The 24804-nt window shown below is 68.7% G+C and carries 25 protein-coding genes; 16 read left to right on the top strand and 9 right to left on the bottom strand.

Going from position 1 to position 24804, the window contains the following annotated elements; translation table 11 throughout:
* Positions 1 to 2 precede the first annotated feature (2 nt).
* A complete protein-coding gene (locus QLQ15_RS04245; RefSeq protein WP_283211602.1) occupies positions 3 to 278 on the top strand; it encodes an STAS domain-containing protein in 276 nt (91 codons plus the stop codon).
* A 191-nt stretch (positions 279 to 469) separates the two neighbouring features.
* Positions 470 to 1522, top strand: coding sequence for an MlaA family lipoprotein (locus QLQ15_RS04240; protein WP_432277840.1), 1053 nt, complete (start codon positions 470 to 472; stop codon positions 1520 to 1522).
* A gap of 111 nt (positions 1523 to 1633) precedes the next feature.
* Here QLQ15_RS04240 and QLQ15_RS04235 read toward each other — a convergent pair whose 3' ends face one another.
* Together QLQ15_RS04235 and QLQ15_RS04230 are read right to left on the bottom strand one after the other, a co-directional pair.
* The gene (locus tag QLQ15_RS04235) at positions 1634 to 3064 is read right to left on the bottom strand and encodes a DNA recombination protein RmuC (RefSeq protein ID WP_283211600.1); all 1431 of its coding nucleotides are present in this window, start codon (positions 3062 to 3064) and stop codon (positions 1634 to 1636) included.
* 109 nt (positions 3065 to 3173) lie between these two features.
* A complete protein-coding gene (locus QLQ15_RS04230; protein ID WP_283211599.1) occupies positions 3174 to 4343 on the bottom strand; it encodes a class I SAM-dependent rRNA methyltransferase in 1170 nt (389 codons plus the stop codon).
* A gap of 102 nt (positions 4344 to 4445) precedes the next feature.
* Here QLQ15_RS04230 and QLQ15_RS04225 point away from each other — a divergent pair, with 102 nt between their 5' ends.
* The 9 genes from QLQ15_RS04225 (at position 4446) to QLQ15_RS04185 (ending at position 12713) form a co-directional block, all read left to right on the top strand.
* On the top strand, positions 4446 to 5210 hold the full coding sequence (locus QLQ15_RS04225; protein ID WP_283211598.1) for a rhomboid family intramembrane serine protease: 765 nt from the start codon (positions 4446 to 4448) through the stop codon (positions 5208 to 5210).
* Between the two features lie 50 nt (positions 5211 to 5260).
* Entirely contained in the window at positions 5261 to 5839 is a 579-nt protein-coding gene (locus QLQ15_RS04220) for a hypothetical protein (RefSeq protein ID WP_283211597.1), read from the top strand.
* 74 nt (positions 5840 to 5913) lie between these two features.
* On the top strand, positions 5914 to 7578 hold the full coding sequence (locus tag QLQ15_RS04215) for a M28 family metallopeptidase (RefSeq protein ID WP_283211596.1): 1665 nt from the start codon (positions 5914 to 5916) through the stop codon (positions 7576 to 7578).
* Positions 7579 to 7591: 13 nt separating this feature from the next.
* Positions 7592 to 8575 carry a hypothetical protein gene (locus QLQ15_RS04210; RefSeq protein ID WP_283211595.1) on the top strand — a complete coding sequence of 328 codons (984 nt, stop codon included), beginning with the start codon at positions 7592 to 7594 and terminating at the stop codon, positions 8573 to 8575.
* A complete protein-coding gene (locus QLQ15_RS04205; RefSeq protein WP_283211594.1) occupies positions 8572 to 9294 on the top strand; it encodes an ABC transporter ATP-binding protein in 723 nt (240 codons plus the stop codon). The genes QLQ15_RS04210 and QLQ15_RS04205 overlap by 4 nt, the downstream gene beginning before the upstream one ends.
* Positions 9295 to 9304: 10 nt before the next feature.
* Complete coding sequence (locus QLQ15_RS04200) at positions 9305 to 9997, top strand: aspartate/glutamate racemase family protein (protein WP_283211593.1); 693 nt, start codon at positions 9305 to 9307, stop codon at positions 9995 to 9997.
* Between the two features lie 106 nt (positions 9998 to 10103).
* Positions 10104 to 11120 (top strand): TIGR00266 family protein, encoded by a 1017-nt coding sequence (locus QLQ15_RS04195; protein WP_283211592.1) that lies wholly within the window; start codon positions 10104 to 10106, stop codon positions 11118 to 11120.
* Between the two features lie 10 nt (positions 11121 to 11130).
* Positions 11131 to 11535 (top strand): DUF3052 domain-containing protein, encoded by a 405-nt coding sequence (locus QLQ15_RS04190; protein WP_283211591.1) that lies wholly within the window; start codon positions 11131 to 11133, stop codon positions 11533 to 11535.
* Positions 11536 to 11651: 116 nt separating this feature from the next.
* Positions 11652 to 12713, top strand: coding sequence for a patatin-like phospholipase family protein (locus QLQ15_RS04185; RefSeq protein ID WP_283211590.1), 1062 nt, complete (start codon positions 11652 to 11654; stop codon positions 12711 to 12713).
* Between the two features lie 92 nt (positions 12714 to 12805).
* Here QLQ15_RS04185 and QLQ15_RS04180 read toward each other — a convergent pair whose 3' ends face one another.
* Positions 12806 to 13969, bottom strand: coding sequence for a fatty acid desaturase family protein (locus tag QLQ15_RS04180; RefSeq protein ID WP_283211589.1), 1164 nt, complete (start codon positions 13967 to 13969; stop codon positions 12806 to 12808).
* A gap of 7 nt (positions 13970 to 13976) precedes the next feature.
* Positions 13977 to 15074 carry a ferredoxin reductase gene (locus tag QLQ15_RS04175; RefSeq protein WP_283211588.1) on the bottom strand — a complete coding sequence of 366 codons (1098 nt, stop codon included), beginning with the start codon at positions 15072 to 15074 and terminating at the stop codon, positions 13977 to 13979.
* 60 nt (positions 15075 to 15134) lie between these two features.
* Here QLQ15_RS04175 and fabR point away from each other — a divergent pair, with 60 nt between their 5' ends.
* Positions 15135 to 15830, top strand: a complete 696-nt coding sequence (gene fabR / locus QLQ15_RS04170) for an HTH-type transcriptional repressor FabR (RefSeq protein ID WP_432277839.1) — start codon at positions 15135 to 15137, stop codon at positions 15828 to 15830.
* 5 nt (positions 15831 to 15835) lie between these two features.
* On the opposite strand, the gene QLQ15_RS04165 is transcribed toward fabR, so the two are convergent.
* On the bottom strand, positions 15836 to 16312 hold the full coding sequence (locus tag QLQ15_RS04165; protein WP_283211586.1) for an Lrp/AsnC family transcriptional regulator: 477 nt from the start codon (positions 16310 to 16312) through the stop codon (positions 15836 to 15838).
* 121 nt (positions 16313 to 16433) lie between these two features.
* On the opposite strand from QLQ15_RS04165, the gene phhA reads away from it, so the two are divergent.
* Complete coding sequence (gene phhA / locus QLQ15_RS04160; protein ID WP_283211585.1) at positions 16434 to 17327, top strand: phenylalanine 4-monooxygenase; 894 nt, start codon at positions 16434 to 16436, stop codon at positions 17325 to 17327.
* Between the two features lie 18 nt (positions 17328 to 17345).
* Here phhA and QLQ15_RS04155 read toward each other — a convergent pair whose 3' ends face one another.
* Positions 17346 to 18758 (bottom strand): FAD/NAD(P)-binding protein, encoded by a 1413-nt coding sequence (locus QLQ15_RS04155; protein WP_283211584.1) that lies wholly within the window; start codon positions 18756 to 18758, stop codon positions 17346 to 17348.
* A gap of 133 nt (positions 18759 to 18891) precedes the next feature.
* Positions 18892 to 19596: a DUF2306 domain-containing protein gene (locus QLQ15_RS04150; RefSeq protein ID WP_283211583.1), complete on the bottom strand. Its 705-nt coding sequence runs from the start codon at positions 19594 to 19596 to the stop codon at positions 18892 to 18894.
* Between the two features lie 144 nt (positions 19597 to 19740).
* On the opposite strand from QLQ15_RS04150, the gene QLQ15_RS04145 reads away from it, so the two are divergent.
* Both QLQ15_RS04145 and QLQ15_RS04140 read left to right on the top strand, forming a co-directional pair.
* The gene (locus tag QLQ15_RS04145) at positions 19741 to 20847 is read left to right on the top strand and encodes a sensor histidine kinase (RefSeq protein WP_283211582.1); all 1107 of its coding nucleotides are present in this window, start codon (positions 19741 to 19743) and stop codon (positions 20845 to 20847) included.
* Positions 20844 to 21482, top strand: a complete 639-nt coding sequence (locus QLQ15_RS04140) for a response regulator transcription factor (RefSeq protein WP_283211581.1) — start codon at positions 20844 to 20846, stop codon at positions 21480 to 21482. Before QLQ15_RS04145 ends, QLQ15_RS04140 begins: the two co-directional genes overlap by 4 nt.
* Before the next feature lie 7 nt (positions 21483 to 21489).
* On the opposite strand, the gene crcB is transcribed toward QLQ15_RS04140, so the two are convergent.
* Positions 21490 to 21867, bottom strand: coding sequence for a fluoride efflux transporter CrcB (gene crcB, locus QLQ15_RS04135; protein ID WP_283211580.1), 378 nt, complete (start codon positions 21865 to 21867; stop codon positions 21490 to 21492).
* A 166-nt stretch (positions 21868 to 22033) separates the two neighbouring features.
* Between crcB and scpC the strand changes: the two genes are divergently transcribed.
* Positions 22034 to 23545: a succinyl-CoA:acetate CoA-transferase ScpC gene (scpC, locus tag QLQ15_RS04130; protein WP_283211579.1), complete on the top strand. Its 1512-nt coding sequence runs from the start codon at positions 22034 to 22036 to the stop codon at positions 23543 to 23545.
* Positions 23546 to 23552: 7 nt separating this feature from the next.
* On the opposite strand, the gene QLQ15_RS04125 is transcribed toward scpC, so the two are convergent.
* The gene (locus QLQ15_RS04125; protein ID WP_283211578.1) at positions 23553 to 24560 is read right to left on the bottom strand and encodes a sulfotransferase family protein; all 1008 of its coding nucleotides are present in this window, start codon (positions 24558 to 24560) and stop codon (positions 23553 to 23555) included.
* Positions 24561 to 24804 lie beyond the last annotated feature (244 nt).

Raw genomic sequence — 24804 nt, 5'->3', positions numbered from 1 at the left:
CCATGGCCACCGCGACGGTCCGCCAGGACGGTGACACCCTCGCTTTCGGCGGTGCGCTCGAGCGCACCGCCGTCGCCACGCTCTGGCCGCAGGTGCGCAATGCGTCGGCACGCATTCTCGACCTGCGCGCGGTGCAGTCGGTCGACAGCGCGGGCCTGGCCCTGCTCGCCGAGCTGTGCGAACGCCTTGGCATCGTCGAGGTGATCGGCGAACCGACGGGCCTGGCGGAGCTGCGCGCGGCGTATCGCCTCGACCGCACGCTCGCCTTCGGCAGCTGAGCCGCGACACTCCGTTCCGGCCATGACCGCGCTTGCGGTCGGCTGGAATTTCCCGAGCCCCTTACACTTCGACCATGCGCCCTCACGCACCACTACTCGCGTTCGTGCTCGCCAGCGTCCCGTTGATCGGCGACGCACAGATTCTCGTGCGCCCGTTGTCGGGGCAGCAGAGCGAGGCGTTCGAGCGCTGCATGAAGGAAGCCGGCCAGGACGCCGCCAAGGCGCGTGAATGCGTGAAGGCTGCGCAGGAAGGCGAACCGGTGCAGCGTCCCACGGAGCCGGCACCGCCGACCGAGCCAGCTCCGGTCACGCCCGCTCCGCAAACTCCGACGCCACCGGCCCAGCCGGTGCCGCCGACCGACACGACCCCGCCGACGGAGATCGCGCCCACGCCGGTCGAACCGCCGGTGGAGCCGCCGACCGAAATCCCGCCCGGCACCGAGCCCGCCGCGCAGGCGCCCACCGAGGCCGAGCGCGACTACGAGGCGATCTACGGCCAGTACGGCGACCCCAACCTGCCTGCGCCGGCGAACACGCCCAGCACGTTCGATCCGTGGGAGCGTTACAACCGGCAGATGCACCGCTTCAACAACGCGGTGGACCGCACGGTCGCGCGGCCGCTCGCGCGTGGTTACGTGAAGGTGGTGCCGCGTCCGTTCCGTCTGGGCGTCAGCAACTTCTTCAACAACCTCGGCCAGCCGGTCTCGGCGATCAACGCGCTGCTGCAGGGCAAGCCCAAGCAGGCCGGACAGTCGTTGGGGCGCTTCCTGCTCAACAGCACGCTGGGCATCGCCGGCATCTTCGATCCGGCGTCGGATGCCAAGCTGCCGAACAAGAGCGAGGACTTCGGCCAGACGCTCGGCGTGTGGGGCTGGAAGAAGTCCCGCTTCGTCGAGTTGCCGCTGTTCGGCCCGCGCACGCTGCGCGACACCTTCGGCATGGTCGGCGACGCGCCGCTCAGCCCGCTGCGCCAGGTCGAGGAAGACCGCATCCGCATTCCGCTGCAGGGCCTGCAGCTGGTCGACGTCCGCGCGCAGCTGCTGGCCACCGACAGCTTCCGTGAAGGTGCCGAGGACGACTACACGCTCGTGCGCGACGCGTGGATGCAGCGTCGCGACTACCAGATCTTCGGCGACCGGATGAACCGCGACGACGCCGACAGCCTGCCGGACTACCTGCGCGACGACACCAACCCGCAGGTGCCGGTCGATGCGATGCCGGTGATGCCGACCGACGGCAGCTGACCGCACGGAACCAGGCGGTGCAAACGAAGAAAGCCCCGATGTCGCCATCGGGGCTTTTTCTGTTCCGGTCGTTGCGGACGCGCCCGATCGAAGGGCCTTCGTCCAAACGATTCAGTCGTCCGAACCGGAACGCTCCAGCGCCAGCGGCAGGACCGGCTCTTCGGGTTCCAGTTCCGCCGACAGCGCCTTCTTGCCCTTCACGCCCAGCTCGACCAGGCGCCGCGCGCGCGGAATGACCGCGTGGCTCGATTCGGACAGCTTGCTGCGGGCATCGGTGAACGCGGTGTGCGCGTCGGTGAGCTTGCGTCCGACCTGGTCGAATTCGGCCATGAAGTTCTGCAGCGCATCCAGCAGCAGGCCACCGGACTTGCTGATCTCGATCGCCTCGCGCTGGATCTTGTCGCGCGTCCACAGCCGCTCGATCACGCGCAGCACCGCCATCAGCGTGTTGGGCGAGGCGAACACGACGCCGCGCGCGAACGCGTCGGTCTGCAGCGCGGCGTCCGTACCCAGCGCGGCCGACAGCGCGCCTTCGATCGGCACGAACAGCACGGTGACTTCCAGCGCGGAATCGCCCACAGCGCGCGGGTAGTTCTTCTCGGCCAGGTCCTTCATGTGCTGGCGGAGCGCGACGGCATGGCGACGCAGTGCGTCTTCCTGCGCTTCCGGCGTTTCGGCGTTCATCGCCTGCTGCCAGTCGACCAGGTTGACCTTGCTGTCCACCACGATGCGGCGGTCGCCGGGCAGGCGCACGATCACGTCCGGCCGCAGCTTGCGGCCCTCGTCGTCCTCGCTCGTCGCCTGCCGCTCGTAATGCGCGCCTTCCTCCAGGCCCGAACCACGCAGCACGCTCTCCAGCATCAATTCGCCCCAGTCGCCACGGACCTTGGCGCTTCCCTTCAGCGCGCGCGTCAGTGCCGAGGCCTGTACGGCCATGTCCTGGTTGAGCGTCTTGAGCTCGTTCACCGCACCGGCCAGCGCGGCGCGCTCCTTCGCTTCCTCGCCGTAGACGGTGTCCACCCGGCTGCGGAACGTGTTGAGCTGGTCCGCGAACGGCTTGAGCAGCGTTTCGATGTCGGACTTGGACTGTTGCGTCGCCGTGCGCACGTTGTGCTCGAACTGCGCGCCGCGTTCCTCGAAGGTCTTGCCGGCCAGCTCGGCGAAGGTCGCCGACAGCTTCGACTGGGCGGACTCGAGGAAACCCTTGATCTCGGCCTTGGCCTGCTCGGCGTGGGCAAGATTGGCCTGGGTCTGCGCCTGTTGCTGGTGCAGGTGCTGCAGTGCCTCGCGCAGGCGCGACACCTCGCCGCGCTCGCCGTCCAGGCGTGCGCGCAACTCGACCAGTTCGGCATCGCGCTCACCCAGGCGCGCCTGCAGAGCGGACAGATCGATGGCCTTGGCGCGTTCGGCGTCGCGCAGCGTGGCCAGCTCGGCGGTCTGTGCCGAATTCCCCTGGCCGCGTGCCAGGCGGGTGAGCAGCCAGGCCACGTAGAGCAGCATGAGCACGATGGCGGCGCAGGCCACGTAGATCAGCGTGGTCATGGGTGCAGCCTCTTGCGGTTCGATGCAGCCTGCAGTGTATCGGTGTGCGTCTCAGGCGGTGAGACGCACACGCGATGCGAGGCCGGCTGCCTCCGCGGGGAGAACGCCATCAATCCAGCACGCGGCAGAACACCGCCTTGAGGTAACGCGATTCCTGCACCTGCGCCAGCCACGGGTGGTCGGCGCCGGCCCCGGACACCTTCAGCACCTGCACGGTGCGGCCGGCGTAGTAGGCGGCGCGGCGCAGCATGTCGAGGAACTGCTCCTCGCTCACCAGACCCGTGCAGGAGAACGTGGCGAACAACCCGCCCGGCTTGACCACGCCGAGCGCGAGCTTGTTCATGTCCAGGTACTTCTTCAGCGCGGGGATGACCTGCTCGCGGTCGCGCGTCATCTTGGCCGGGTCGAGGATCACGACGTCGTACTGGTCGCCACGGATACCGGCATCGCGCAGCCAGGGAAAGATGTCGGCCTGCACGAAGCGCGGGCGCACGTTGTTGAGTTTGGCGTTGCCCTTGGCGATCTCGATCACGTCGGCGTCGATGTCCACGCCGGTCACCTCGGCCGCGCCACGCACGGACGAGTACACCGCGAAGCCACCGGTGTTGCAGCACAGGTCCAGCACGGTCTTGCCTTCGACCTGCTGCGACAGCCATTCCCGGTTCTCGCGCTGGTCGGCGAAGAAGCCGGTCTTGTGCGCGCCGGCCGGATCGGCGCGGAACTTCACGCCGTACTCGGTGATGACCGACGGCGGCACCGGTTCGCTGCCGCGGAAGTCGAAGCTCTCCTGCTTCTGCACGTGCTCGTCGGCGAAGCTGTAGAAGCGGCAACCCGGGAACTGCGCCTTCAGCGCGTCGTAGACCCACTCGCGGTGGCGGAACATGCCGGCGCTGAAGAACTCCACCACCAGCAGGTCGCCGTAGCGGTCCACGACCAGACCGGACAGGCCATCGCCCTCGCTGTGCACCACGCGCCAGGCGTCGCTGACCGCGTCCAGCTTCAGCACGTCGCGGCGCAGCGAGACGGCTTCGCCGATCTTGCGCGCGAACCAGCCGGCGTCGACCTCGATGTCCGGGTTGGCTTCCAGGATGCGCACGGCGATGCGCGAATGGCCGTTGTAGAAGCCGCGGCCGATCCAGTCGCCGTCCACGCCGAGCACGTCGACGATGGACCCGGGCTTGGGGCGTTGGGCGGGCTTTTCGACCAGGCGCTGGAAGATCCAAGGGTGGGTGGATTTCCAGGCGTTCTTGAGGCGTACGGCGGGGAGGGGGGCGTTCATCCGGGCATTTTACGTGCGCTGCGTCGCATGGCCCACGGGCGGGACGGTTCAGCCCGCGCGACGCGGGTTGCAATCGCCGGCCCCGGGCGCAATGTGCTCTGCATGCACCTGCCCACACCCGAGCCGGTACCCGACACCCCCGCCCAGCGCGCGGCCGACAAACGCCGCTGGCTGCGGGCCTTCAACCTGAGCCTGGCCTTCGTGCTGCTGCTGGCGATCGTGTTCAGCGCCCAGGGCCACTTCGACGTGGGCGCCTGGACGGTGCAGCCGTGGTCGGCGGAAGGGCTGGTGGGCCTGCTGACGGCGCCGCTGCTGCACGGCTCGTTCGAACACGTGGCGGCCAATGCGATCGCGCTGCTGATGCTGGGCACGCTGGCCGGCGGCCTCTACCCGAGCGCGACGCTCCGCGCGCTGCCGCTGCTGTGGCTGGGCTCAGGGCTGGGCGCCTGGCTGCTGGGCGACCCTGGCACCCGCCACCTGGGGGCCAGCGGCGTCACCCATGGGCTGATGTTCCTGATCTTCGTTCTCGGCGTGCTGCGCCGCGACCGCGCCTCCATCGCCGCGGCGATGCTGGCCTTCATGTTCTATGGCGGCATGCTGCTGACGATCCTCCCGCGCGAGCCGGGCGTGTCCTGGCAGGCGCACCTGGGCGGCGCCATCGCGGGCGTCATTGCCGCCTGGCTGTTTCGCGGGGCCGACCCGCTTCCGCCGCGCAAGCGCTACAGCTGGGAAGACGAGGAAGAAAGCATCGTGCCGCTGTCGGACGAACTGGAGCCGCCGCCGCCGCGCGACGTTCCGGTGCTGTGGAATCGCCCGGAGCGCACACGCGGCGTGGTCGTCCGTTTTCCTCCCAGGCGCGAGCCGTAGCCACACGCGTACCCGCTGGTTAGAGTGGATTCTCCTGGGGGGGAACCACAATGAGCGAGAACCTGTACGCACCGCCGGCCGCAGCGGTGGCCGATGCCGCGGATGAAGCAGCCACCGGCACCGAATTCTTCGTTGTCGGCACGACCAAGCTCGTACTGCTGTACCTGGCCACCTTCGGCCTGTATCCGGTCTTCTGGTTCTACATGCATTGGGCGCGCTACAAGCGCTTCCGCCGGCAGGACATGTGGCCGGCGGCGCGTGCCTTGTTCGCGATCTTCTTCACCCACGAACTCGCGGGCGAGATCGACGAACGACTGCATCGTTCCGGTATCCGGTATGCGTGGTCGCCGAGCCTCACCGCGACCGCATTCGTCGTGCTCACCATCGTCAGCACGATCGCCAGCCGTGTTCCCGAAGGGGTCTCCCGGATCGCCGACCTGCTTCCGGTGATCCTGCTGGCGCCCATCGCGTGGACGATGGTCAACATGCAGCGCGCGGCGAATGCGGCCTGCGGGCAGCCCGATGGCGCATCGAACCGCCGCCTGACGTGGGCGAACTGGCTCTGGCTGGTGGCCGGCGGTTTCCTGTGGACCATGGTGCTGATCGGGACGTTCCTGCCGGTGCCCTGATCCGCGCTTCCGGCATTTGGCGGCCCGATGGTCGGGTGATAGCGTCCCCGCTTCACCTGATCGCCGGACCGCCCATGCGCCGCATCACGCTGTTGAGCCTTGCCCTCGCTCTCGCCGCCTGCCAGCGCGAGGCCCCGCCCACCGCCGCCGTGCCGGTGAAGGAAACCTACGACGCCAGCGCCAGTGCCGATGCACGTCGCATCGAGGCGGACGTGCGTTTCCTGGCCGACGACCTGCTGGAAGGTCGCGAGGCCGGCACCCGCGGCTACGACGTGGCGTCGCTGTACGTCGCGCAGCGCTTCCGCGCGCTGGGTCTGGCGCCGGCGGGCGACGACGGTTCGTACTACCAGCGCGTGCCCATGCTGCGCGGCGTGACGCAGGCCGACGGCAATGCGCTGGTGATCGCGCGCGACGGCAAGGAGCGCGCGCTGGTGTTCCGCGACGAGTTCCTGCCCGGCGTCAATTTCAATGAGGCGCAGGCCAGCGTGGAGGCCCCGGCGGTGTTCGTGGGCCAGGGCGTCCATGCGCCGGAACTGAAGCACGACGATTTCGCCGGCGTCGATGTGAAGGGCAAGATCGCGGTGATGTTCGGCAGCGCACCGGCGCGTTTCGACAACGACCGTCGCGCGTTCTATTCCTCGCGCCGCACCAAGGCCGAGGAGCTGGCGCGTCGTGGCGCGGTCGGGGTGATCGTCGTGCAGACCGATGACGAGCAGACGCGTTCGCCGTGGGAACGCGGTGCGCGCAACTGGGACCGCCCGGCCATGCGCCTGCGCGGCGACGACGGCAAGGGCATCGATACCTTCCCGCAGTTGCGCGTCAGCGCCAGTGTCAGCGCGGCGGCCGCCGATGCCTTGCTGGCAGGATCCGGCCATGACGCCAAGGGCCTGTTCCAGGCGCTGCGCGACGGCAAGCTGCAGGCGTTCGACCTGCCCGGCACCGTTCGCATGAATGCGCACACGCAGATCACGCCGATCGATTCGCGCAACGTGGTGGCGCGGGTGGACGGCGCCGACGCATCGAAGAAGAACGAGCACGTCGTGTTCAGCGCGCACCTCGACCACGTCGGCATCGGTGCGCCCGTGGATGGCGATGCCATCTACAACGGCGCGCTCGACAACGCGCTGGGCATCGCGGTGATGCTGGAGGCGGCCAATCGCCTCGCGCACGAAGCCCCGGCCACGCAGCGTTCGCTGCTGTTCGTCGCGGTGACGGCGGAAGAGAAAGGCCTGCTGGGCGCGGAGTGGTTCGCCCGTCACCCCACGGTGCCGCAGGAATCGATGGTCGCCAACGTCAACATGGACATGCCGATTCTGCTGGCGCCGACGAAGGACGTGGTGCCGATCGGCCTGGAGCACTCCACGCTGCAGCCGCTGGTGCAACAGGCGGCGAAGGAGATCGGGGTGTCGCTGTCGCCGGATCCGTCGCCGGAGGAAGTGGTGTTCGTTCGCAGCGACCAGTACGCCTTCATCCGCGCGGGCATTCCGGCGGTGTACCTGGACGGTGGCTACGAGGGCGTGGATGGCGACGCGAAGAAGATCCTGGAGGCCTTCCTGCGCGAGCGCTACCACCAGCCCGGCGACGACCTCTCGCAGCCGATCCAGTACGGCGACGCCGCTCGACTGGCGAAGCTCAACGCGCGCATCGGCCGCCTGATCGCCGACGCGCCACAGCGTCCGGTATGGAACGCGGGCGATTTCTTCGGAGAGAAGTTCGGGCGCAAACCGGCCAACCCGTGACCGGAGCGGTTTGATGCGCATGGGACTGCCCACGCTGCATCCGTGGTTCGACCAGTACCGCCGCACACTGCTGCGCACGCGACCATCCGTGGGCGAAGGCGTGGCGTGGACGGCGGCGCTGGTGGCCGCGGTCGCCGTGCTGGCGCTGACCGGCGCGTCCTCCGCGATCCTTCGCCTGTTGGCCGCGCTTCCCGTCCCGGGGGCGATCTTCGCCACGCTGATCGTCGCCACGCTCGCATCGCGACAGCTGTCGTTGCTGGCGATGGAACTGCGCACGGGCTGGTTGGCGGCGCTGCCGATCTCCTCGACGCGCACGCGTGGCGCGATCTTCGTCGTGGCGATCGCTCATCTGCTGATCGGCCTCGGCACGTGGTGCGCGCTGGCGGCATGCGCGTGGATCGATGCGCGCGACTTCGTACCCGCTTCGTTTGCACCGTATGCGACAGGACTCGTCGCCGGGCTCGGTATCGCGCTTTGGCGTGCGACGCGCCGGGAACGCGCGCTTGCCGTGCCGCGCGCGGGGCGGCGCGAGCCGACCTTTGTGCTGACGACCCCGATGCCCCTCGGCGCGGTGCTGCACTGGCAACGCCGCGCCGTCGTCCTGCAATGGCGGCTGGGGCAGGGCGGTCACTTCTGGCTGGTCGGCGCCATGCTGGTGCTGCTGCCGGACCGGATGGGGCTGACGCTCGCGGCAGGCGTGCTGCTGATGGTCGTGCCGTGGCTGTGGGCCAGCCTCGCGTTGCGCGTCAGCCTGCGCACCGTGGTCGAGGCGCTGGAACTCCTGCGTGCGACGCCGGTGGATGCCGCGGCGGCTCGGAAAGCGATGGCGCGCTATCCGTTGATCGCGCTCACCTGCGCGACGACGACTGCGTTGTTGGGCAATCTCCTGCTGGGGTTCTCATGGATTCGCATGCTGGAATGGGCGACCGCGCTGGCGGTCGTGTGCGCACCGGCGGCGTGGCGGATGGCACACGCGATGAGGAACACACACGCATGAATGCGCTGCATATCGAAAGCCTGCATTACGGCGTGGATGGCCAGCCGATCCTGCGCGGCATCGATCTTTCGCTGGCGCCGGGCGAATTCGCAGCGCTGATCGGCCCCAACGGCGCGGGCAAGACCACGCTGCTGCATTGCATCGCCGGCGTGGTCTCGCCCGACAGCGGTTACATCCGCATCGGCGGTGCGGACCTGCAGAGCGAGCCGCTGCAAGCCAAGCGCGGTCTCGGCCTGTCCATCGATCCATCGCGCCTGCCGCCGGTGCTCAGCGTTCGCGAGTGCCTGAAGCTGTTCGCCGATGCGCGCGGCCTGCCGGCGATTCCGCCGTCCACGCTCGCGCTTTGCGAAGCGCTGGCGCTGACACCGGTGCTGGATCGCTGGCTGGGCCAGTGTTCGCTGGGGACGCGGCAGAAGGTCGGCATCGCGCTGGGACTGCTCGGTGAGCCGTCGCTGCTCGTCCTGGACGAGCCGCTCAACGGTCTGGATCCACCCAGCGCGTATGCGTTGAAGGAGCATCTGCGCCACCTGTGCGGTGAACACGGTACGACGGTGCTGCTGGCGACGCATTCGCTGGACATCGCCGAGCGCTTCATCAACCGTGCGATGCTGATGGTGGACGGCCGCCTCCATCGCGACTGGTCGCGCCAGCAACTGGATGCGATCCGCGCACATCCGGATCGCTCGCTGGAGCGGGAGATGGTCGAGGCGATGGCCTGAGGAGATCGCCATGAAGACGCTGGGCCTGATCGGCGGGATGAGCTGGGAGTCGACGGTTCCCTACTACCGCCTGATCAATCAGACGGTGAAGGAGCAGCTCGGCGGGCTGCATTCGGCGCGGTTGCTGCTGTACAGCGTGGACTTCGCGCAGATCGAGCGCCTGCAGCATGCCGGCGACTGGGACGCGGCGGGCGCCGTGCTCGCCGATGCCGGCCGCGCGCTGCGCGCCGGCGGCGCTGAGCTGCTGGTGATCTGCACCAACACCATGCACAAGGTCGCCGACGCGGTGGAGTCCGCCAGCGGCCTGCCGCTGCTGCACATCGCCGATCCGACGGGCGAGGAGATCCGGCGCGCGGGACTGCAGCGCATCGGTCTGCTCGGTACGCGCTTCACGATGGAGCAGGACTTCTACCGCCAGCGGCTGGTCGAACGCCACGGACTGGAAGTACTCGTGCCCGAGGCCGACGACCGCGACACCGTGCACCGCGTGATCTACGAAGAGCTGTGCCTGGGCACGATCCGCGCGGAGTCGCGCGCGCAGTACCGCGCAATCATCGAACGGCTGGTGGCGCGCGGAGCGCAGGGTGTGATCCTGGGTTGCACCGAGATCGGCCTGCTCGTCGGCGCGGACGATGCGCAGGTGCCACTGTTCGATACCACCGCGCTGCACGCGCGACACGCCGCACTGGCGGCGCTCGCCTGACGTTGCGCCGGCGCGGTCCGGCGACGCGCGGGCCCATGACCACAGGCCGATGCGCCGCCGCGCGGCGCCGCTACACTCGCCGCTTCCGCCCACGCAGGACACCTTCATGACCCAGTGGTACTTCGTCTCGTCAGGCAACTCGCAGCGCATCGGTCCGCTCGATCCCGACGCCGCGCGCGCGCATGCGCGCCAGCATCCCGACGATCTGTGCTGGCGCGAGGGCCTGTCCGGCTGGCAGGCGGTGAAGTCGATGCCCGAGTTCGCCGAGGCCAGCGGTGTCGCGCCGATGCACCTGCCGCCTCCGGCGCCGTCGTCGCGCGGTCGCAGCGACGACATCGATTACCGCATCGTCGGCAACGACATGCAGTTCGTGGAAGTGGAGCTCGACCCGGGCGAAAGCGCCATCGCCGAGGCCGGCGCCATGATGTACAAGGACGCCTCCGTGCAGATGGACACGGTGTTCGGCGACGGTGGCCCGGGGGCGGGCAGCGGCGTGCTCGACAAGATCTTCTCCGCCGGTAAGCGCGTGCTCAGCGGCGAGAGCCTGTTCACCACCGTGTTCACGCAGACCGGCAGCGGCAAGGCCCGTGTTGCGTTCGCCGCGCCGTACCCCGGCACGGTGCTGGCGATGAAACTGGACGAACACGGCGGTCGCCTGATCTGCCAGAAGGACAGCTTCCTGGCCGGCGCGCGTGGCGTATCGGTCGGCATCGCATTCCAGAAGCGCATCCTCACCGGCCTGTTCGGCGGCGAGGGTTTCATCATGCAGAAGCTGGAAGGCGACGGCTGGGTGTTCGTGCACGCCGGTGGCACGGTGGTCGAACGCGAACTGCGCGCGGGCGAACGCCTGGACGTCGACACCGGCTGCGTCATGGCCTACCACCACACCGTGCAGATGGACGTGCGTTCGGTGGGTGGCATCAAGAGCATGCTGTTCGCCGGCGAGGGCATGTTCCTGGCCACGCTCACCGGCCCCGGCAAGGTGTGGCTGCAATCGCTGCCGTTCTCGCGCATGGCCGGCCGTATGCTGGCCGCGGCACCGCAGGGCGGCGGACAGAACCGTGGCGAGGGTTCCGTGCTCGGCGGTCTGGGTCGCATCCTCGACGGCGACAACAACTTCTGATGGAGCGCCCATGGGCGGGTACTCGGGCACGCCGCTGGCGAAGAAGCTGGGCCTGCGCGAGGGCATGACCGTGTGGGCGCACGACGCGCCCGCCCATTACGCCGACCTGCTCGGACCATTGTCGCCGGGCGTGCGATTCGTCTCGCGCCCGGCGGCGGGCGTGGCGCTCGCACACCTGTTCTGCCGCGAACGAGCGGCGCTGGAGATCGCGCTGGCGACGTGCCGCGACGTCCTCGCCGCCGACGTCATGGTGTGGGTGTCCTGGCCGAAGAAGGCCTCGAAGGTGCCCACGGACATCACCGAGGACGTCATCCGCGCGGTCGCGCTGCCGCTGGGGTTCGTCGACGTGAAGGTGTGTGCCGTGGACGAGGTCTGGTCCGGCCTGAAACTGGTGGTTCGCAAGGCGCTGCGCTGAGGCAAAGGCGGCGCATGAACGCGGACGAAGCGCGGCGTCCTTTTCCGCGATCGCCTGCCGCAACCGGCCGTGCGGGCGCGTGTATGCTGCGCCGCTGATCGCCACCATTCCCGACCATGACCCCGCTCCGTTCGCTGCGCCCCGTGCTCCTGGCTTCCCTGGCGGTTCTGCTCGGCGCCTGCGGCGGCGAGGCCGTCAAACCGACACCGCCTTCCACCACCGTGGTATCGCCGCTTCCGGCTCCGCCGAAGGCGCGCATCGGCGTGGCCCTGGGCGGCGGCGCGGCCAAGGGCTTCGCCCACATCGGCGTGATCAAGATGCTGGAAGCCAACGGCTTCCAGCCGGAAGTGGTGTCCGGCACCAGCGCCGGCAGCGTGGTCGGTGCGCTCTACGCCAGCGGCATGGACGCCTTTGCCATGCAGAAGCAGGCCTTCGCACTGGATGAAGCCGAGATCCGCGACGTCAGCCTGTTCTCCGGCGGCGTGGTGAAGGGCCAGAAGCTGCAGGACTACGTCAACCAGCTGGTGGGCGGCAAATCCATCGAGCGCATGCGCAGGCCGTTCGCCGCCGTGGCGACGCAGCTGGAAAGCGGCGAGCGCACGGTGTTCGTGCGCGGCAATACCGGCCAGGCCGTACGCGCCTCCAGCAGCATCCCGGGCGTGTTCGAGCCGGTCGCGATCGGCAAGTTCCACTACGTGGACGGCGGCGTGGTCAGCCCGGTGCCGGTGGATGCGGCGCGCCAGCTGGGCGCGGACATCGTCATCGCGGTGGACATCTCCAGCAAGGCCAGTGGCAAGAATCCGGGCAGCGTGCTGGGCAACATCAACCAGTCCATCACGATCATGGGCCAGAAGCTCGGCCAGCAGGAGCTGGCGCGGGCCGATGTGGTGATCCGCCCGATGGTCAACGAGATCGGTCCGGCCGACTTCGAGCAGCGCAACAACGCGATCATGGAAGGCGAACGCGCCGCGCTGGCGGCGATGCCGCAGATCCGCGCGAAGGTCGCGCAGTGGCAGCAGGCGCGCGTGAACGAGATGGTCGCGGCTCGCCGCGCCGCCGACCTGGCGGCCGAACAGGACAAGCTGCGCGCACAGTGCAGCGAGTCGGACAAGAAGTGGATGTCGAAGCTGCGCCGCGATCCGGCCTGCGCGGCGCTGGAAACCTCAGCCGCGCGCTGAGTTCCTCTGACCCGGATAGGCGAAACGCGCCCGGGTCCAGCCTGGGCAGCCAGCCCGGATTCGATCTGATCCGGGCACCGCGCTGACGCGACTCAGGCCGCTTCGGCCTGCCGTACTTCGACGGTTTCCACTTCGTGCCTCACCAGCGGCGCCGTGCGGCGCGGACGGCTGGGGAACGCATGACGCAGGATGCGCCAGATCACCTGCCCGAACTGCCTGGGCAACGAACCGGTGTTGTAGTGCTGGCCATAGCGCGAGCAGATGTCGCGCACGGTGGGCGCCATCTCGGCGTAACGGTTGGCGGGCACGTCCGGGTAGAAATGGTGCTCGATCTGGTGGCTCAGGTTGCCCGAGAGCACGTCGATGACGCGCCCGCCGCCGATGTTCGACGAACCCCGCAGCTGACGCAGGTACCAGTGCCCACGCGATTCGTTGCGCACCGACTCCTTCGGGAAGGTCTCGACGTCCGCGGTGAAATGACCGCAGAAGATGATCGTGTACGTCCACAGGTTGCGCAGGATGTTGGCTACGGCATTGCCGAGCAGCACCGGCAGGAAAAACGGGCCGGCCAGCAGCGGGAAGAACACGTAGTCCTTCACGATCTGGCGCAGCATCTTGCGACCCACCGGACGGAACTTGCGCAGCATCTGCGCGTTGGTCGTCTTGCCGGCGATCCAGCGGCCCAGCTTGAGGTCCTGTATGGCCACGCCCCACTCGAACAGGATGGCGAACACCACCGCGATCACCGGCTGCGCCAGGTAGAACGGACGCCAGCGCTGCTCGGGGAAGATGCGCAGCAGACCGTAGCCGATGTCGTCGTCCATGCCGCGCACGTTGGTGTACGTGTGGTGCTTGTAGTTGTGCGTACGACGCCAGGCGTCGGCGGTGCCGACGATGTCCCACTCGTAGGTGCGGCCGTCCAGGTGCGGATCGCGCATCCAGTCGTACTGCCCGTGGATGACGTTGTGGCCCAGCTCCATGTTCTCCAGGATCTTGGACAGGCCAAGCACCAGCGCGCCGGCCACGCACAGCGGCCACAGCAGCGCCGGAGCGAACAGCAGCGAGAACGCACCGATGTACAGCAGGGCGCGCCCGGCCACCTCGGTCCAGCGCACCCACGCAACGATGCGGCGGATGTAGTTCGCGTCGCGCTGGCCCAGCGTGGCCACGGTGCGCGCGCGCAGGGCGTCGAGTTCCTGGCCGAAGCGGTCGAGTTCGGCGGGTGTCAGCGCGCGGTTGCGGAAGCGGTCGGTCATTTGGGCGTCACAGATCGAGTACGAGATCGGAAGAAGCGGCGCTCACGCACAGGCGCAGCGCGGAAACGGGTTCGTGCTGGACATCGCCGGTGTGCAGGTGGTGCGTGGTGCCGGACTGCTTGCCGCATGCACAGGTATTGCAGATGCCCATGCGACAGCCGGATGCCGGCTTGACGCCCTGGCTTTCCAGCGCGGTGAGCAGCGACTGTCCACGCGGCACGGTGAGGGTGCGCCCGCTGCGTTGCAGGGTGATGATCGCTTCGCCGCTTTCGTCGATGCGGCTGGCCGGCGGCGTGAATGCTTCGGCCGAGAATCCCAGCGCCTGCGCCTGCAGCAGCGCGCGCGCCGCTTCGACGAAGCCGCCTGGACCGCAGGCGTACACGCGGCGCCGGGCCACGTCGGGCACGCGCGAAGCGATCTGCGCCGCATCGATGCGCCCTTCGCGCACGCCGTCTTCACCGGCCTCGCGGGTGAGGATGCAGTGCACGCTGAAGTTCGGATGCGCGTCGGACAGCGCCAGCAGTTCATCGGCGAAGCACAGCTCGTCGCGCGTGCGCGCCCAGTACATCAGGGTCAGCGGAGTGGGCATGCCGCGCGCGGCGTGCTCGCGCACCAGTGCCACCAGCGGCGTGATGCCGCTGCCGGCAGCCAGTAACAGGCGCGCGTCGCTGTCGTCGGCGGGCACGGTCATCTCGCCGAAGGCCGGGCCGATGGAGAGCACGTCGCCGACGCAGGCGCGATCGAACAGATGCGCACTCAGGCGCCCGCCTTCGATCCGCTTGACCGTGATCGCGATGCGGCCGTCGGCGCGCGGCGCATCGCTCAGGCTGTAGCTGCGCGTGACGGCCGCGCCGTCGATCTCGGCACTGACGTTGACGTGCTGGCCGGCGCGGAAGCCATGCCAGTGACGGTTCGGGCGCAACACCAGGGTGACGGCATCGCGCGATTCGATGCGCCGTTCGATCACGCGCGCCAGCGGGCGGTCCCAGGTCCAGGTGCGATCGAAGCGACCGGCCCAGAAATCGAAGACGTCCGGCGAGACGCAGGCATGGATCAGGCGCTTGAGTCCCCGGGGACGGGACGAGGGGCGTACAACGGCATTCATGGCCCGGACTATACATGCATCCGCACAAATGTGTATACAACTGTATATTACGTCCCCGATATGATGCCGACCCGACCTTCCGCCGCGCCCGCCCTCGTGAGCCCACAGACCGACCTCCATGCCGATTCCGAGCACGCGGCGGGCCGAAAGGCCCAGATTTCGCGCGAGGACCTGTTGGCGGCCGCACTGAAACTGCTCGGGCCGCACCGCAGCGTCTCGACGCTGAGCCTGCGCGAGGTCGCGCGCGAGGCCGGCATCGCGCCCAACAGCTTCTATCGCCAGTTCCGCGACATGGATGAGCTGGCGGTCGCGCTGATCGATCTTGCCGGGCTGTCGTTGCAGAAGATCATCGAGGCGGCCCGCCTGCGCGCGGCCAAGGACCGCAGCGCGGTTCGCGGCGCGGTCGAGGCGTTCATGGAACAGCTGCGCGCCGAGGACCAGCTGCTGCACGTGCTGTTGCGCGAAGGCACGGCCGGCTCGGACGCCTTCAAGCACGCGGTGGATCGCCACCTCAGCTTCTTCGAGGAAGAGCTGCGCGTCAGCCTCATCCAGATCAACGCCGCCCAGGGCGCCGTGCTGCGCGAACCGGCCCTGGTCGCCAAGGCGATCACGCGGCTGGTATTCGCCGTCGGTGCCACCGCCATGGATTCCCCGCCCGGGAAGGACCCGGAGCTGATCCGTCAGTTGACGCTGATGGTGCGCATGATCATTGCCGGTTCGCGGACGTTGGCCGAAGAAGGCAACGACAAGGCGTAGAAGGCTCAGCGCCCGGGCAGCGGCATGCCGCGGAAGGCCTTCACCGTGCGTAGCACGAAGCTGGAATTCACGTCCGCCACGCCGGCCTGGTTGAGCAGCCGGTCGAGCAGGAATCGAGAGAAGTGGTCCAGGTCCTGGACGACGATCTGCAGCAGGTAGTCCATGTCGCCGGTCAGCGCATGGCAGGTCACGACCTCATCCCACGCGTTGACGAAGTCGCGAAAAGCGGCGATCGCGTCGGCATCGTGCCGCGAAAGCTGTACACGGACGAAGGCCTGGAGGCCAAGCCCCAGGCGCTCGGGGTCCACCTCCGCCCGGTAGCCGGCGATGACGCCCTCCCGCTCCAGCCGCTGGACCCGGCGCAGGCAGGCCGAGGCGGACAAGTGCACGCGCTCGGCCAGCTCGGCGTTGGTGAGGCGGCCGTTGCGCTGCAGTTCGGCGAGCACCAGCAGGTCGGTGCGGTCCAGCTCGATTGCGGCCATGAATTGCGTCCTTTAGTCTTAAAGCGCAAGGATATTGCGCCGCACTGGCATATTCACGCAACAACGCAAGCCTATTGCGCGGGCCGGCCGCTAAAGTCGAAGTTCGATACAAGGAGTCCCCATGAACCTCGGCACCCCCACCCGCGTGGAACACCAGCTCACCGACAAGGGCTACGTACCGGTGTACACGACCGCGGTCGTGGAGCAGCCGTGGGGCGACTACACCGCGACCGACCACGAGGTCTGGGCCACGCTGTTCAAGCGTCAGCGCGAGGTCCTGGTGGGACGCGCCAGCGACGAATTCCTGCGGACGCAGGAAGCCATGGGCATGGCACCGGGTCATATACCGAAGTTCGACGAACTCAACCGCACGCTGCGCAAGGCAACGGGGTGGGAGCTCATCGGCGTCGAGGGCCTGCTGCCGGAACTGACCTTCTTCGACCACCTCGCCAACCGCCGCTTCCCGGTGACCTGGTGGATCCGCAAGCCGGAGCAGCTGGACTACCTGGCCGAGCCGGACCTGTTCCATGACCTGTTCGGCCACGTGCCGCTGCTGATGAACCCCGTCTTCGCCGACTACATGCAGGCCTATGGCCGCGGTGGCGTGAAGGCGCATGGCATCGGCCCGGAGGCGCTGGTCAATCTCACGCGCCTGTACTGGTACACGGTGGAGTTCGGCCTGATCCGGCAGGACGATGGCCTGCGCATCTACGGCAGCGGCATCGTGTCGTCGAAGGGCGAGTCGATCCACTGCCTGGAGAGCGCCGCGCCCAACCGCATCGGCTTCGATCTCGAGCGCATCATGCGCACGCGCTACCGCATCGACACCTACCAGAAGACCTACTTCGTCATCGACAGCTACGAGCAGTTGATGGATGCCACGCGCCCGGACTTCACGCCGATCTACACGAAACTGGCGCAGCAGGATTCGATCCCGGCCGGCACCGTGCTGAACACCGACACCGTGTTCAATCGCGGCACCGGTGAGGGCTGGGCGACCGACGGCGACGTATGATCCGTCGCGCGGCCTGCGTCACGGCCGCGCCAGCGCCTCCATGCCACGCAGCACATCGGCGCTCGCCCGGCGTTCCTGCGTAAGCAGGTGCTTGGCCAGTGAGCGCGCCGCCACGCGCAGTTCCGATACGGCGGTGATTTCCCACAACTGCGCGCGCAGCAGAGGCCCCAGCGCATACAGCCCGCGCACGGGCAGGCCGCTACCGTCCAGGGCTTCGAAGCGCGCGGAGGCCTCGATACCCAGGCCCAACGGATCGGCGGTGATCAGGCCTGAATCCCGCAGTTGCGCGACCAGCGGATGGCTGGTGCGGTCCACGTCGGTATCGAAGCCGGTCGCGCGGATCACCACGTCGAACTCCTCGCGCGCCGCGTGAGCGAAGCCGCGTTCGCGGATCAGCACTTCAACCGCTTCGCTGGTGCGTCGCGCGCGCAGCAGGCGCCCGGCGCGTATGCGCAAGCGGCCGCGCGTGCGCAGGTCTTCCAGCTCGCGTGCCAGCGGTGGCGCGACGCGATGGCGAAGCACTTCCCAGTGCGAACGCAGGTGCCGCAGGAAGCGCGCGCGCTGCGGTTGTGCCAACCCGCGCCAGAATGTCTGGAGGTACGGTCTCAGCGCATCGATCAGGCTGCGCCAGTCCGGAACGATGGGCGTCAACGCACGCAACGCTCGCACCAGTTGGCGCAGATCGTGGGTGTTGATCGCGTGCAGTACGGTCGGCGGCAGCGAGATCGGCGACGGCGGATCGTCCGTGTGCGCCTGCGGGAGCAGGCCATGTCGCGACAACGCGGTGATCGGTCCCCGATGCCCGCGTCGATGCAGCGTGGCGACGACGTCGACCATCGTCAGCCCCGTGCCGATGATCAGCACGCGCTGGTTCGGCGCGATGTGGTCGATCGCACCGATGCCATCCAGCCCGTTCTGCCACGGCCACGCGACATAGCTGGGGTGCACTGCCAGACGCGGGCCGATGCCCGGCAACGGCTGCGGAGGCAGCGAGCCTACCGTCAGCACGACGCGATCGCTCAGGTAATCCGACCCGTCCGCCAGATGCACGCGGAACACGCCACCGTCGCGCTCGATCGCGATGGCCTCCTGTTCGATGCGGTTGAACGCAGCCAGCGACAACTGCTGCGCGGCCTGCAGGCGCGAGTGCAGGTATTCGCCATAGACCAGCCTGGGCAGGAACGTGGTGCGCGCGCGTTCGGTCAGGTTCAACCAGTCGGCGAACTCACCCGGATGATCGGCGGTGGCGCCCAGATCGCGGGCGCGCACGTTGAGCAGGTGTTCCGGCCGCGCCTCGCCATAGGCCACCCCGCGCCCGAATGTTTCCGACACGCCGACCAGCTGGATGTCCACGCCCTCCGGTGCGGCCCGCGCGAGTTCGGTGGCCAGTGCGCAGCCGCTGAAGCCGGCGCCGATGATGCTGATCCGCATGTCGTCTTCTCCGGGAACGTGGTGCGCCTATTCGTAGGCGATCGCACGGCCGTGGAAGTAAACAGTGGGTTATGCGGAGGCGATTTCCGTACGACGGTTCGTCAGTGCGACATAACCGATCGGCATGACATCTTCACGCCCCGCGCGCAGGCGCCGGCACGCGCACGGGCCGCGGCTTCCAGCGCCGGTCGAGCACCAGCTTGGCCACGATCGCCACGAACAGCGGGCCGAACCACGCCAGGTAGTGCAGCACCGTGCCGTCCACACCCGGCAGCAGACGCGGAAGGCCGATGCCGAGGAACGCGATGTGCGTGGCGATGCCGTTGCCGATCATCGCGGTGTAGTGCTCCACCATCCACCAGCGCGGCGTCACGTCGCCACGGACGTAACGACGACGACGACGCAGCATGTCGGTACCGACGACCAGGCCCACGCTGGAAAAGCCCATCAGCAACGGTGCGCCCACCTTGATGCCCAGCGCGAGCACGCCCGCACCCGACATGAGCGACACCACCGCCAGCACCACGTACACCGGACCTGCGAAGCGCTGCGGCGCCGCCTTGTCGCGCGCCGCGCGCCACGACACCCACACGCCGGTGGTGGTGATCGCGACGAGGTAGCCAAGGAACGCGGCAGTGACGACATGTCCGTCGAGCCAGCGCACCACCGCCATCGGCGCGCCGGTGAGGACAATTCCGGTCATCGCGACCAGGTACACACGTCCCGTCGCGCGGTGCGCGGGCGTGCCTTTGCGCAGCAGACCGGCCGTCCAGAAGGTGACCAGGGCGACGGCGCCCACTAGGACGTGCACGGCGACAAGCATCGGATACGCGGTCATGGCGATGGCTCCGTGGGAGTGGGACCAGCGTGCGCGTGGCCTGCATCGCACCGCAGTGCCCGAGGTCATCGCCTTGACCTGCCGGAAGTCACTTTGTGGACCGGCGGCATTGCGGCAGTGCCGCGTCGGCCGCAGCATGACGGCATGCACGAACGCCTCCGCCAAGCGCTGCAACCGCTCAACCTGGCCGCCGCCTTCACGCTGCTCGCCATCGGCTATGGCCTGCGCTACGAGGTGACGGTCGCGCAACGGCCGTGGACCTGGGTGCTGGTCGGCACCGTGTTGCTGGCGATCCTTGCGCTGGACTGGCTGCCGCGCCGTCCGGCGGCACGGGCGATGCTCTACCTGCTGCAGGCCGCATGCGGCTTCGTCCTCATCGCGATGGCGCCGCGCACGGGCATCGCACCGGTGGTGCTGGTCATCCTCATCGCCGAACTGGCGATGGAGTACCGACCGCGCGTGCTTCTGGTGCTGGCGGTGCTGCTCAACACGGCGCTGTACTTCGTATTGTGGAAGGGCGGCCACGGCGCGCCGCACATCCAGCTGCTGCTCTATATCGGCTTCCAGGCCTTCGCCGCGCTGACCACGCATTACGCGCGCACCGCGGAGGCCGCGCGCGACCGCCTGGCGCTGGTCAACGCCGACCTGCTCGCCACGCGTGCGTTGCTGGCCGACAGCGCGCGCGACAACGAACGCCTGCGCGTGGCGCGCGAACTGCACGACGTCGCCGGGCACAAGCTCACGGCCATGACGCTGAACCTGCGCGCCCTCGCGGCCGATCCGGCGTTCGCGACGCGGCCGGAGATCGCGGTGGCGCAGCAGCTGTCGAGCGAGCTGCTCGCCGACATCCGCGGCATCGTCCAGGCGATGCGGCACGACCAGGGCCTGGACTTGGCCACCGCGTTGCGCGCACTGGCGGCGCCATTGCCGCGTCCCTCGCTGCGCCTGCAGATCGCCGAATCCGTGCGCGTCACCGATCCGCACGTGGCCGAGGCCGTGCTTCGCCTCGTGCAGGAGGCGCTGACCAACAGCGCGCGCCACGCCGATGCCGACGTCGTGCACGTGTGGCTGGACAGCGATGCCGGGCGGCTGCGCATCCGCGTCGAGGACGATGGCCGGGTCCGCACACCGCTGCGCGAAGGAAACGGCTTGTCCGGCATGCGTGAGCGCGTGGCGGCGGCGGGTGGACAACTGGAGCTTGGCACGTCCGAGCGCGGCGCGCTGCGCATCGACGCGAGCCTGCCCGCATGAGTGCGGCGCCGATCCGCATCGCGCTGGCCGACGACCAGGCCATCGTGCGCGCGGGCCTGCGTGCGTTGCTGGAACGGCACGGCATCGTGGTAGCGTTCGAGGCCGAGGATGGCGCGCAGCTGCTGGATCGCATCGCGCAGGAGCCGGTGGACGTGGTCCTCAGCGACATCCGCATGGCGGGCGTGGACGGAATCGAGGCGCTGCGCCGTCTGCGCGAACGCGGCGACGCGACGCCGGTACTGCTGCTCACCACCTTCGACGAAAGCGAACTGCTGCTGCGCGCGACCGAAGCCGGTGCGCAGGGTTTCCTGCTGAAGGACGCCGCGCCCGACGATCTGCGCGACGCCATCGCGCGCGTGGCCGCGGGCGAAACGCTGCTGCAGCCGGTCAGCACCGAGCCGGTTCGCGCGCGCTACCAGTACCACCAGCAGGACGTGCCGCGCGACCACTTCACCGAACGCGAGGTCGCGATCCTGCGCCTGCTGGCCGGCGGCTACTCCAACAAGGAAATCGCCCGCGCGATGTTCCTTGCCGAGGGGACCGTGAAGAACTACGTGTCGGTGATCCTGGAAAAGCTGGGCACGCGCGACCGCACGCGCGCGGTGTTGAAGGCGATCACGCTGCGGGTGATCTGACGCGCGGTCAGGTGAAGGCGCGCACCGTCAACAGGCCCAATGCCGTCATCGCCAACGACCCGAGCAGGTGCGTCGCCACCACGACGAACGCCCAGCCGTAATCCTGCCGCTGCAGCAACGCGACGGTCTCGGCCGAGAAGGTCGAGAACGTGGTCAGCCCGCCCAGCAGACCGGTGATGACGAACAACCGCCATTCCGGCGCGATGGCCGGCCACCGCGTGAACACCGCCACCGCGACGCCGATCAGATAGCCGCCGACCAGGTTGGCCGCCAGCGTACCCAGCGGCACCGCCGCGTGCACCGGGTTGAGCAGCAGGCTCAGGCCCCAGCGCGCCCACGCGCCGAGGGTGGCACCGAGGGCGATGGCGGCAAGTTGGTAGGGCATCCGGATTCCTCCACGGGAATGCCCCACAGCGTACGGCACGTCGCGGCGCCTCCACAGCAGGCGGTGGCGCGGACCGCCATCGCCGGCACAGCACTTGCGCGGGCTCAAGACGGCGTCAGCATCGCTGCGGGACTATGCTGGGCCTCTCCCCCGCGTTGCCTCCCACATGAACGACCGCATCCAGCACGCCGGCCTGCGCGAGAAGCGCATGAGTGCCGCGCAGGCCGCCGAGCTGATCCAGCCCGGCATGACCGTGGCCATGAGTGGCTTCACCGGTGCCGGCTACCCCAAGGCACTGCCGCAGGCACTGGCCACGCGCATCGAGAACGCGCACGCCCGTGGTGAAGCGTTCCGCGTGAAGGTGCTGACCGGCGCCTCCACCGCACCCGAGCTGGACGGCGTACTCGCCAAGGCCGAGGGCATCGAGCTGCGCCTGCCGTACCAGTCCGATCCGAACCTGCGCGACCGCATCAACTCGGGCGAGCTGAACTACATCGACATGCACCTGAGCCATGTCGCGCAGCACACGTGGTTCGGCTTCTTCGGCGCGGTGGACGTGGCGGTGATCGAAGTCACCGCGATCGGCGAGGACGGGCACCTGGTGCCGTCGTCGTCGGTGGGCAACAACAAGACGTGGCTGGAGCAGGCCGACAAGGTCATCCTGGAAGTGAACCGCTGGCAGCCCTCCGCCCTGGATGGCATGCACGACGTCTACTACGGCACCGCGCTGCCGCCCAACCGCAAGCCGATCCCGCTGCTGCACGCAGACGACCGCTTCGGCGAGCCATACCTGCGTTGCGATCCGGACAAGGTGATCGCGGTGGTGGAAACCGACGCGCCCGACCGCAATTCACCGTTCACGCCGCCGGATGCGACGTCGCGCCAGATCGCCGCGCACCTGCTGGATTTCTTCGCGCACGAGATTCGCCGCGGGCGATTGACGCCGCAGCTGCTGCCGCTGCAGTCGGGCGTGGGCAACATCACCAATGCCGTGCTCGCCGGCCTGGCCGACGCCGGGTATCGCGACCTCACCGCGTTCACCGAGGTGATCCAGGACGGCATGCTGGAACTGCTCAAGCGCGGCGTGGTGCGCGTGGCGTCGGCCACGTCGTTCTCGCTCAGCCCCGCGGCGATCGACGAGTTCCTCGACCAGGTGGACTACTACCGTAGCCGGATCGTCCTGCGCACGCAGGAGATGTCCAACCATCCGGAGCTGGTGCGGCGCCTGGGCTGCATCGCCATGAACGGCATGATCGAGGTGGACATCTACGGCAACGTCAATTCCACGCACGTGGCCGGCACGAAGATCATGAACGGCATCGGCGGCAGCGGCGACTTCGCGCGCAACGCCTACCTGTCGGTGTTCATGTCGCCGAGCACGGCGAAGAACGGCGCGATTTCCTCCATCGTGCCGATGGCCAGCCATGTCGACCACACCGAGCACGACGTGATGGTGGTGGTGACCGAACAGGGACTGGCCGACCTGCGTGGCCTTGCACCCAAGCAGCGCGCGCAGCGGCTGATCGAGGTGTGCGCGCATCCGGACTATCGGCCGATGCTGCAGGACTACTTCGACCGCGCGAGCCGCGACAGCTACGGCAAGCACACCCCGCACCTGCTGGGCGAGGCGTTGTCGTGGCACCAGCGGTTCGTCGAGACGGGAACGATGCGGCGCTGAGCGCCGCTCACACCGTGCGGCCGCTGGCCCGCAGCTGCTGCGCGACCCAGGCCTCGCCTTCCGCGATCTGCGTGGCGTGCTTGCTCATCGCCAACGCAAGGTCGTGCTCGCGATCGCTTCGACCGTACTCGTGCACGGTGGCCTTGGAGTAGCGGTTCCATTCGGGCGAGGCCAGCGCGCGATCGAGCTGCGCGGGATCCAGCTGGAAATGCGCGACCACGCGCTGCAGTTCGCGTGCGGGATCGGCAAGCATGTCCTCGAAGTCCAGCCTCAACAGCCGCGACCCATGCTCACCGCCGGCCAGCGCGTCGAAGCGCAGGCGTTCGGCCAGCCAGCCCATGGCGCATTGATGCGGCAGTGTCAGTGCATGCAGCGATACGTCCTGCGCGATTGCGTTGGCGCGCAGGTACAGCAGGCGTTCCGCGGCGGCGGTCGCGGCGTCGACCACCGACGCAGGCGACTTGAGCAACGTCGCCAGGTAAGGACGCAATGGCATCGCCATGAGCACCGCGCGCATCTGACGATGGCGCTCCAGCAGCGGCTGGATCAGGCCATTGCAGCCGCTGGTCGCCTTGACGATGCTGACCCGCCGCGGCGGAAGCGGTTGCGACCACCGCGCCCACAACGCATCGAGCGCCTGCGTGGCCTGCATGGTCGAAAGGCGCGACTGAGGCTGATCGAGCGCCGGCCAGGCCTCGGCCAGCGTGCGCAGTGGAAGCGGCTCGCGCAGGCCCTGCACCTCGGGCCAGGTGTCGAGCAGGCGGCTCAGCAGCGTCGAACCGCAATGGCCGATGTGGAAGATCGCATGCGCCGGCGGGACTCCGGCGCCGTCACGCGTGGTCAACGACGACCACGGACGCCATCCGCCTTCCGCATCCGGCGGCAATGCGCGATCGTCGAGGAATGCGGCTTCGCGGCGCTGCGGCGCGCTCAGGCGCACCCACAGCACGCGCCGCGCGACCGGGTCGAGCTTGAAGGGCAGGTACTCGGGGTGGTCGATCGGGGCGGCGGTCATCGGCGGAGTGTAGCGAGGGTGCAGTCGGATGCGATGTGCGACGGTGCTGGATGAGGCCCAACATTCGCTTCATTCGGCCGGTCACCCGCACTGGGCCGCAGGCTGCATCGGTGGGCTCGCGTCGTTCGTCCCGGCCGTCATTCCCGCGAAGGCGGGAATCCTTGCGTCAGACCCATCACGCTCGCCGGAGGACATGACGATACGGACAGTTGGATTCCCGCCTTCGCGGGAATGACGTCACGGG

Origin of the sequence: Lysobacter stagni (assembly GCF_030053425.1) — a bacterium.
Lineage (GTDB): Bacteria > Pseudomonadota > Gammaproteobacteria > Xanthomonadales > Xanthomonadaceae > Lysobacter_J > Lysobacter_J stagni.
The sequence above is the reverse complement of the archived record's forward strand: the minus strand, read 5'-3'. Positions and strand labels throughout refer to the sequence as shown.

Excerpts from the sequence above, each read along its gene's own strand:
- QLQ15_RS04245 (WP_283211602.1), top strand. The coding sequence starts at position 3 with ATGGCCACCGCGACGGTCCGCCAGGACGGTGACACCCTCGCTTTCGGC.
- QLQ15_RS04240 (WP_432277840.1), top strand. The coding sequence starts at position 470 with ATGAAGGAAGCCGGCCAGGACGCCGCCAAGGCGCGTGAATGCGTGAAG.
- QLQ15_RS04235 (WP_283211600.1), bottom strand. The coding sequence starts at position 3,064 with ATGACCACGCTGATCTACGTGGCCTGCGCCGCCATCGTGCTCATGCTG.
- QLQ15_RS04230 (WP_283211599.1), bottom strand. The coding sequence starts at position 4,343 with ATGAACGCCCCCCTCCCCGCCGTACGCCTCAAGAACGCCTGGAAATCC.
- QLQ15_RS04225 (WP_283211598.1), top strand. The coding sequence starts at position 4,446 with ATGCACCTGCCCACACCCGAGCCGGTACCCGACACCCCCGCCCAGCGC.
- QLQ15_RS04220 (WP_283211597.1), top strand. The coding sequence starts at position 5,261 with ATGAGCGAGAACCTGTACGCACCGCCGGCCGCAGCGGTGGCCGATGCC.
- QLQ15_RS04215 (WP_283211596.1), top strand. The coding sequence starts at position 5,914 with ATGCGCCGCATCACGCTGTTGAGCCTTGCCCTCGCTCTCGCCGCCTGC.
- QLQ15_RS04210 (WP_283211595.1), top strand. The coding sequence starts at position 7,592 with ATGCGCATGGGACTGCCCACGCTGCATCCGTGGTTCGACCAGTACCGC.
- QLQ15_RS04205 (WP_283211594.1), top strand. The coding sequence starts at position 8,572 with ATGAATGCGCTGCATATCGAAAGCCTGCATTACGGCGTGGATGGCCAG.
- QLQ15_RS04200 (WP_283211593.1), top strand. The coding sequence starts at position 9,305 with ATGAAGACGCTGGGCCTGATCGGCGGGATGAGCTGGGAGTCGACGGTT.
- QLQ15_RS04195 (WP_283211592.1), top strand. The coding sequence starts at position 10,104 with ATGACCCAGTGGTACTTCGTCTCGTCAGGCAACTCGCAGCGCATCGGT.
- QLQ15_RS04190 (WP_283211591.1), top strand. The coding sequence starts at position 11,131 with ATGGGCGGGTACTCGGGCACGCCGCTGGCGAAGAAGCTGGGCCTGCGC.
- QLQ15_RS04185 (WP_283211590.1), top strand. The coding sequence starts at position 11,652 with ATGACCCCGCTCCGTTCGCTGCGCCCCGTGCTCCTGGCTTCCCTGGCG.
- QLQ15_RS04180 (WP_283211589.1), bottom strand. The coding sequence starts at position 13,969 with ATGACCGACCGCTTCCGCAACCGCGCGCTGACACCCGCCGAACTCGAC.
- QLQ15_RS04175 (WP_283211588.1), bottom strand. The coding sequence starts at position 15,074 with ATGAATGCCGTTGTACGCCCCTCGTCCCGTCCCCGGGGACTCAAGCGC.
- fabR (WP_432277839.1), top strand. The coding sequence starts at position 15,135 with ATGATGCCGACCCGACCTTCCGCCGCGCCCGCCCTCGTGAGCCCACAG.
- QLQ15_RS04165 (WP_283211586.1), bottom strand. The coding sequence starts at position 16,312 with ATGGCCGCAATCGAGCTGGACCGCACCGACCTGCTGGTGCTCGCCGAA.
- phhA (WP_283211585.1), top strand. The coding sequence starts at position 16,434 with ATGAACCTCGGCACCCCCACCCGCGTGGAACACCAGCTCACCGACAAG.
- QLQ15_RS04155 (WP_283211584.1), bottom strand. The coding sequence starts at position 18,758 with ATGCGGATCAGCATCATCGGCGCCGGCTTCAGCGGCTGCGCACTGGCC.
- QLQ15_RS04150 (WP_283211583.1), bottom strand. The coding sequence starts at position 19,596 with ATGACCGCGTATCCGATGCTTGTCGCCGTGCACGTCCTAGTGGGCGCC.
- QLQ15_RS04145 (WP_283211582.1), top strand. The coding sequence starts at position 19,741 with ATGCACGAACGCCTCCGCCAAGCGCTGCAACCGCTCAACCTGGCCGCC.
- QLQ15_RS04140 (WP_283211581.1), top strand. The coding sequence starts at position 20,844 with ATGAGTGCGGCGCCGATCCGCATCGCGCTGGCCGACGACCAGGCCATC.
- crcB (WP_283211580.1), bottom strand. The coding sequence starts at position 21,867 with ATGCCCTACCAACTTGCCGCCATCGCCCTCGGTGCCACCCTCGGCGCG.
- scpC (WP_283211579.1), top strand. The coding sequence starts at position 22,034 with ATGAACGACCGCATCCAGCACGCCGGCCTGCGCGAGAAGCGCATGAGT.
- QLQ15_RS04125 (WP_283211578.1), bottom strand. The coding sequence starts at position 24,560 with ATGACCGCCGCCCCGATCGACCACCCCGAGTACCTGCCCTTCAAGCTC.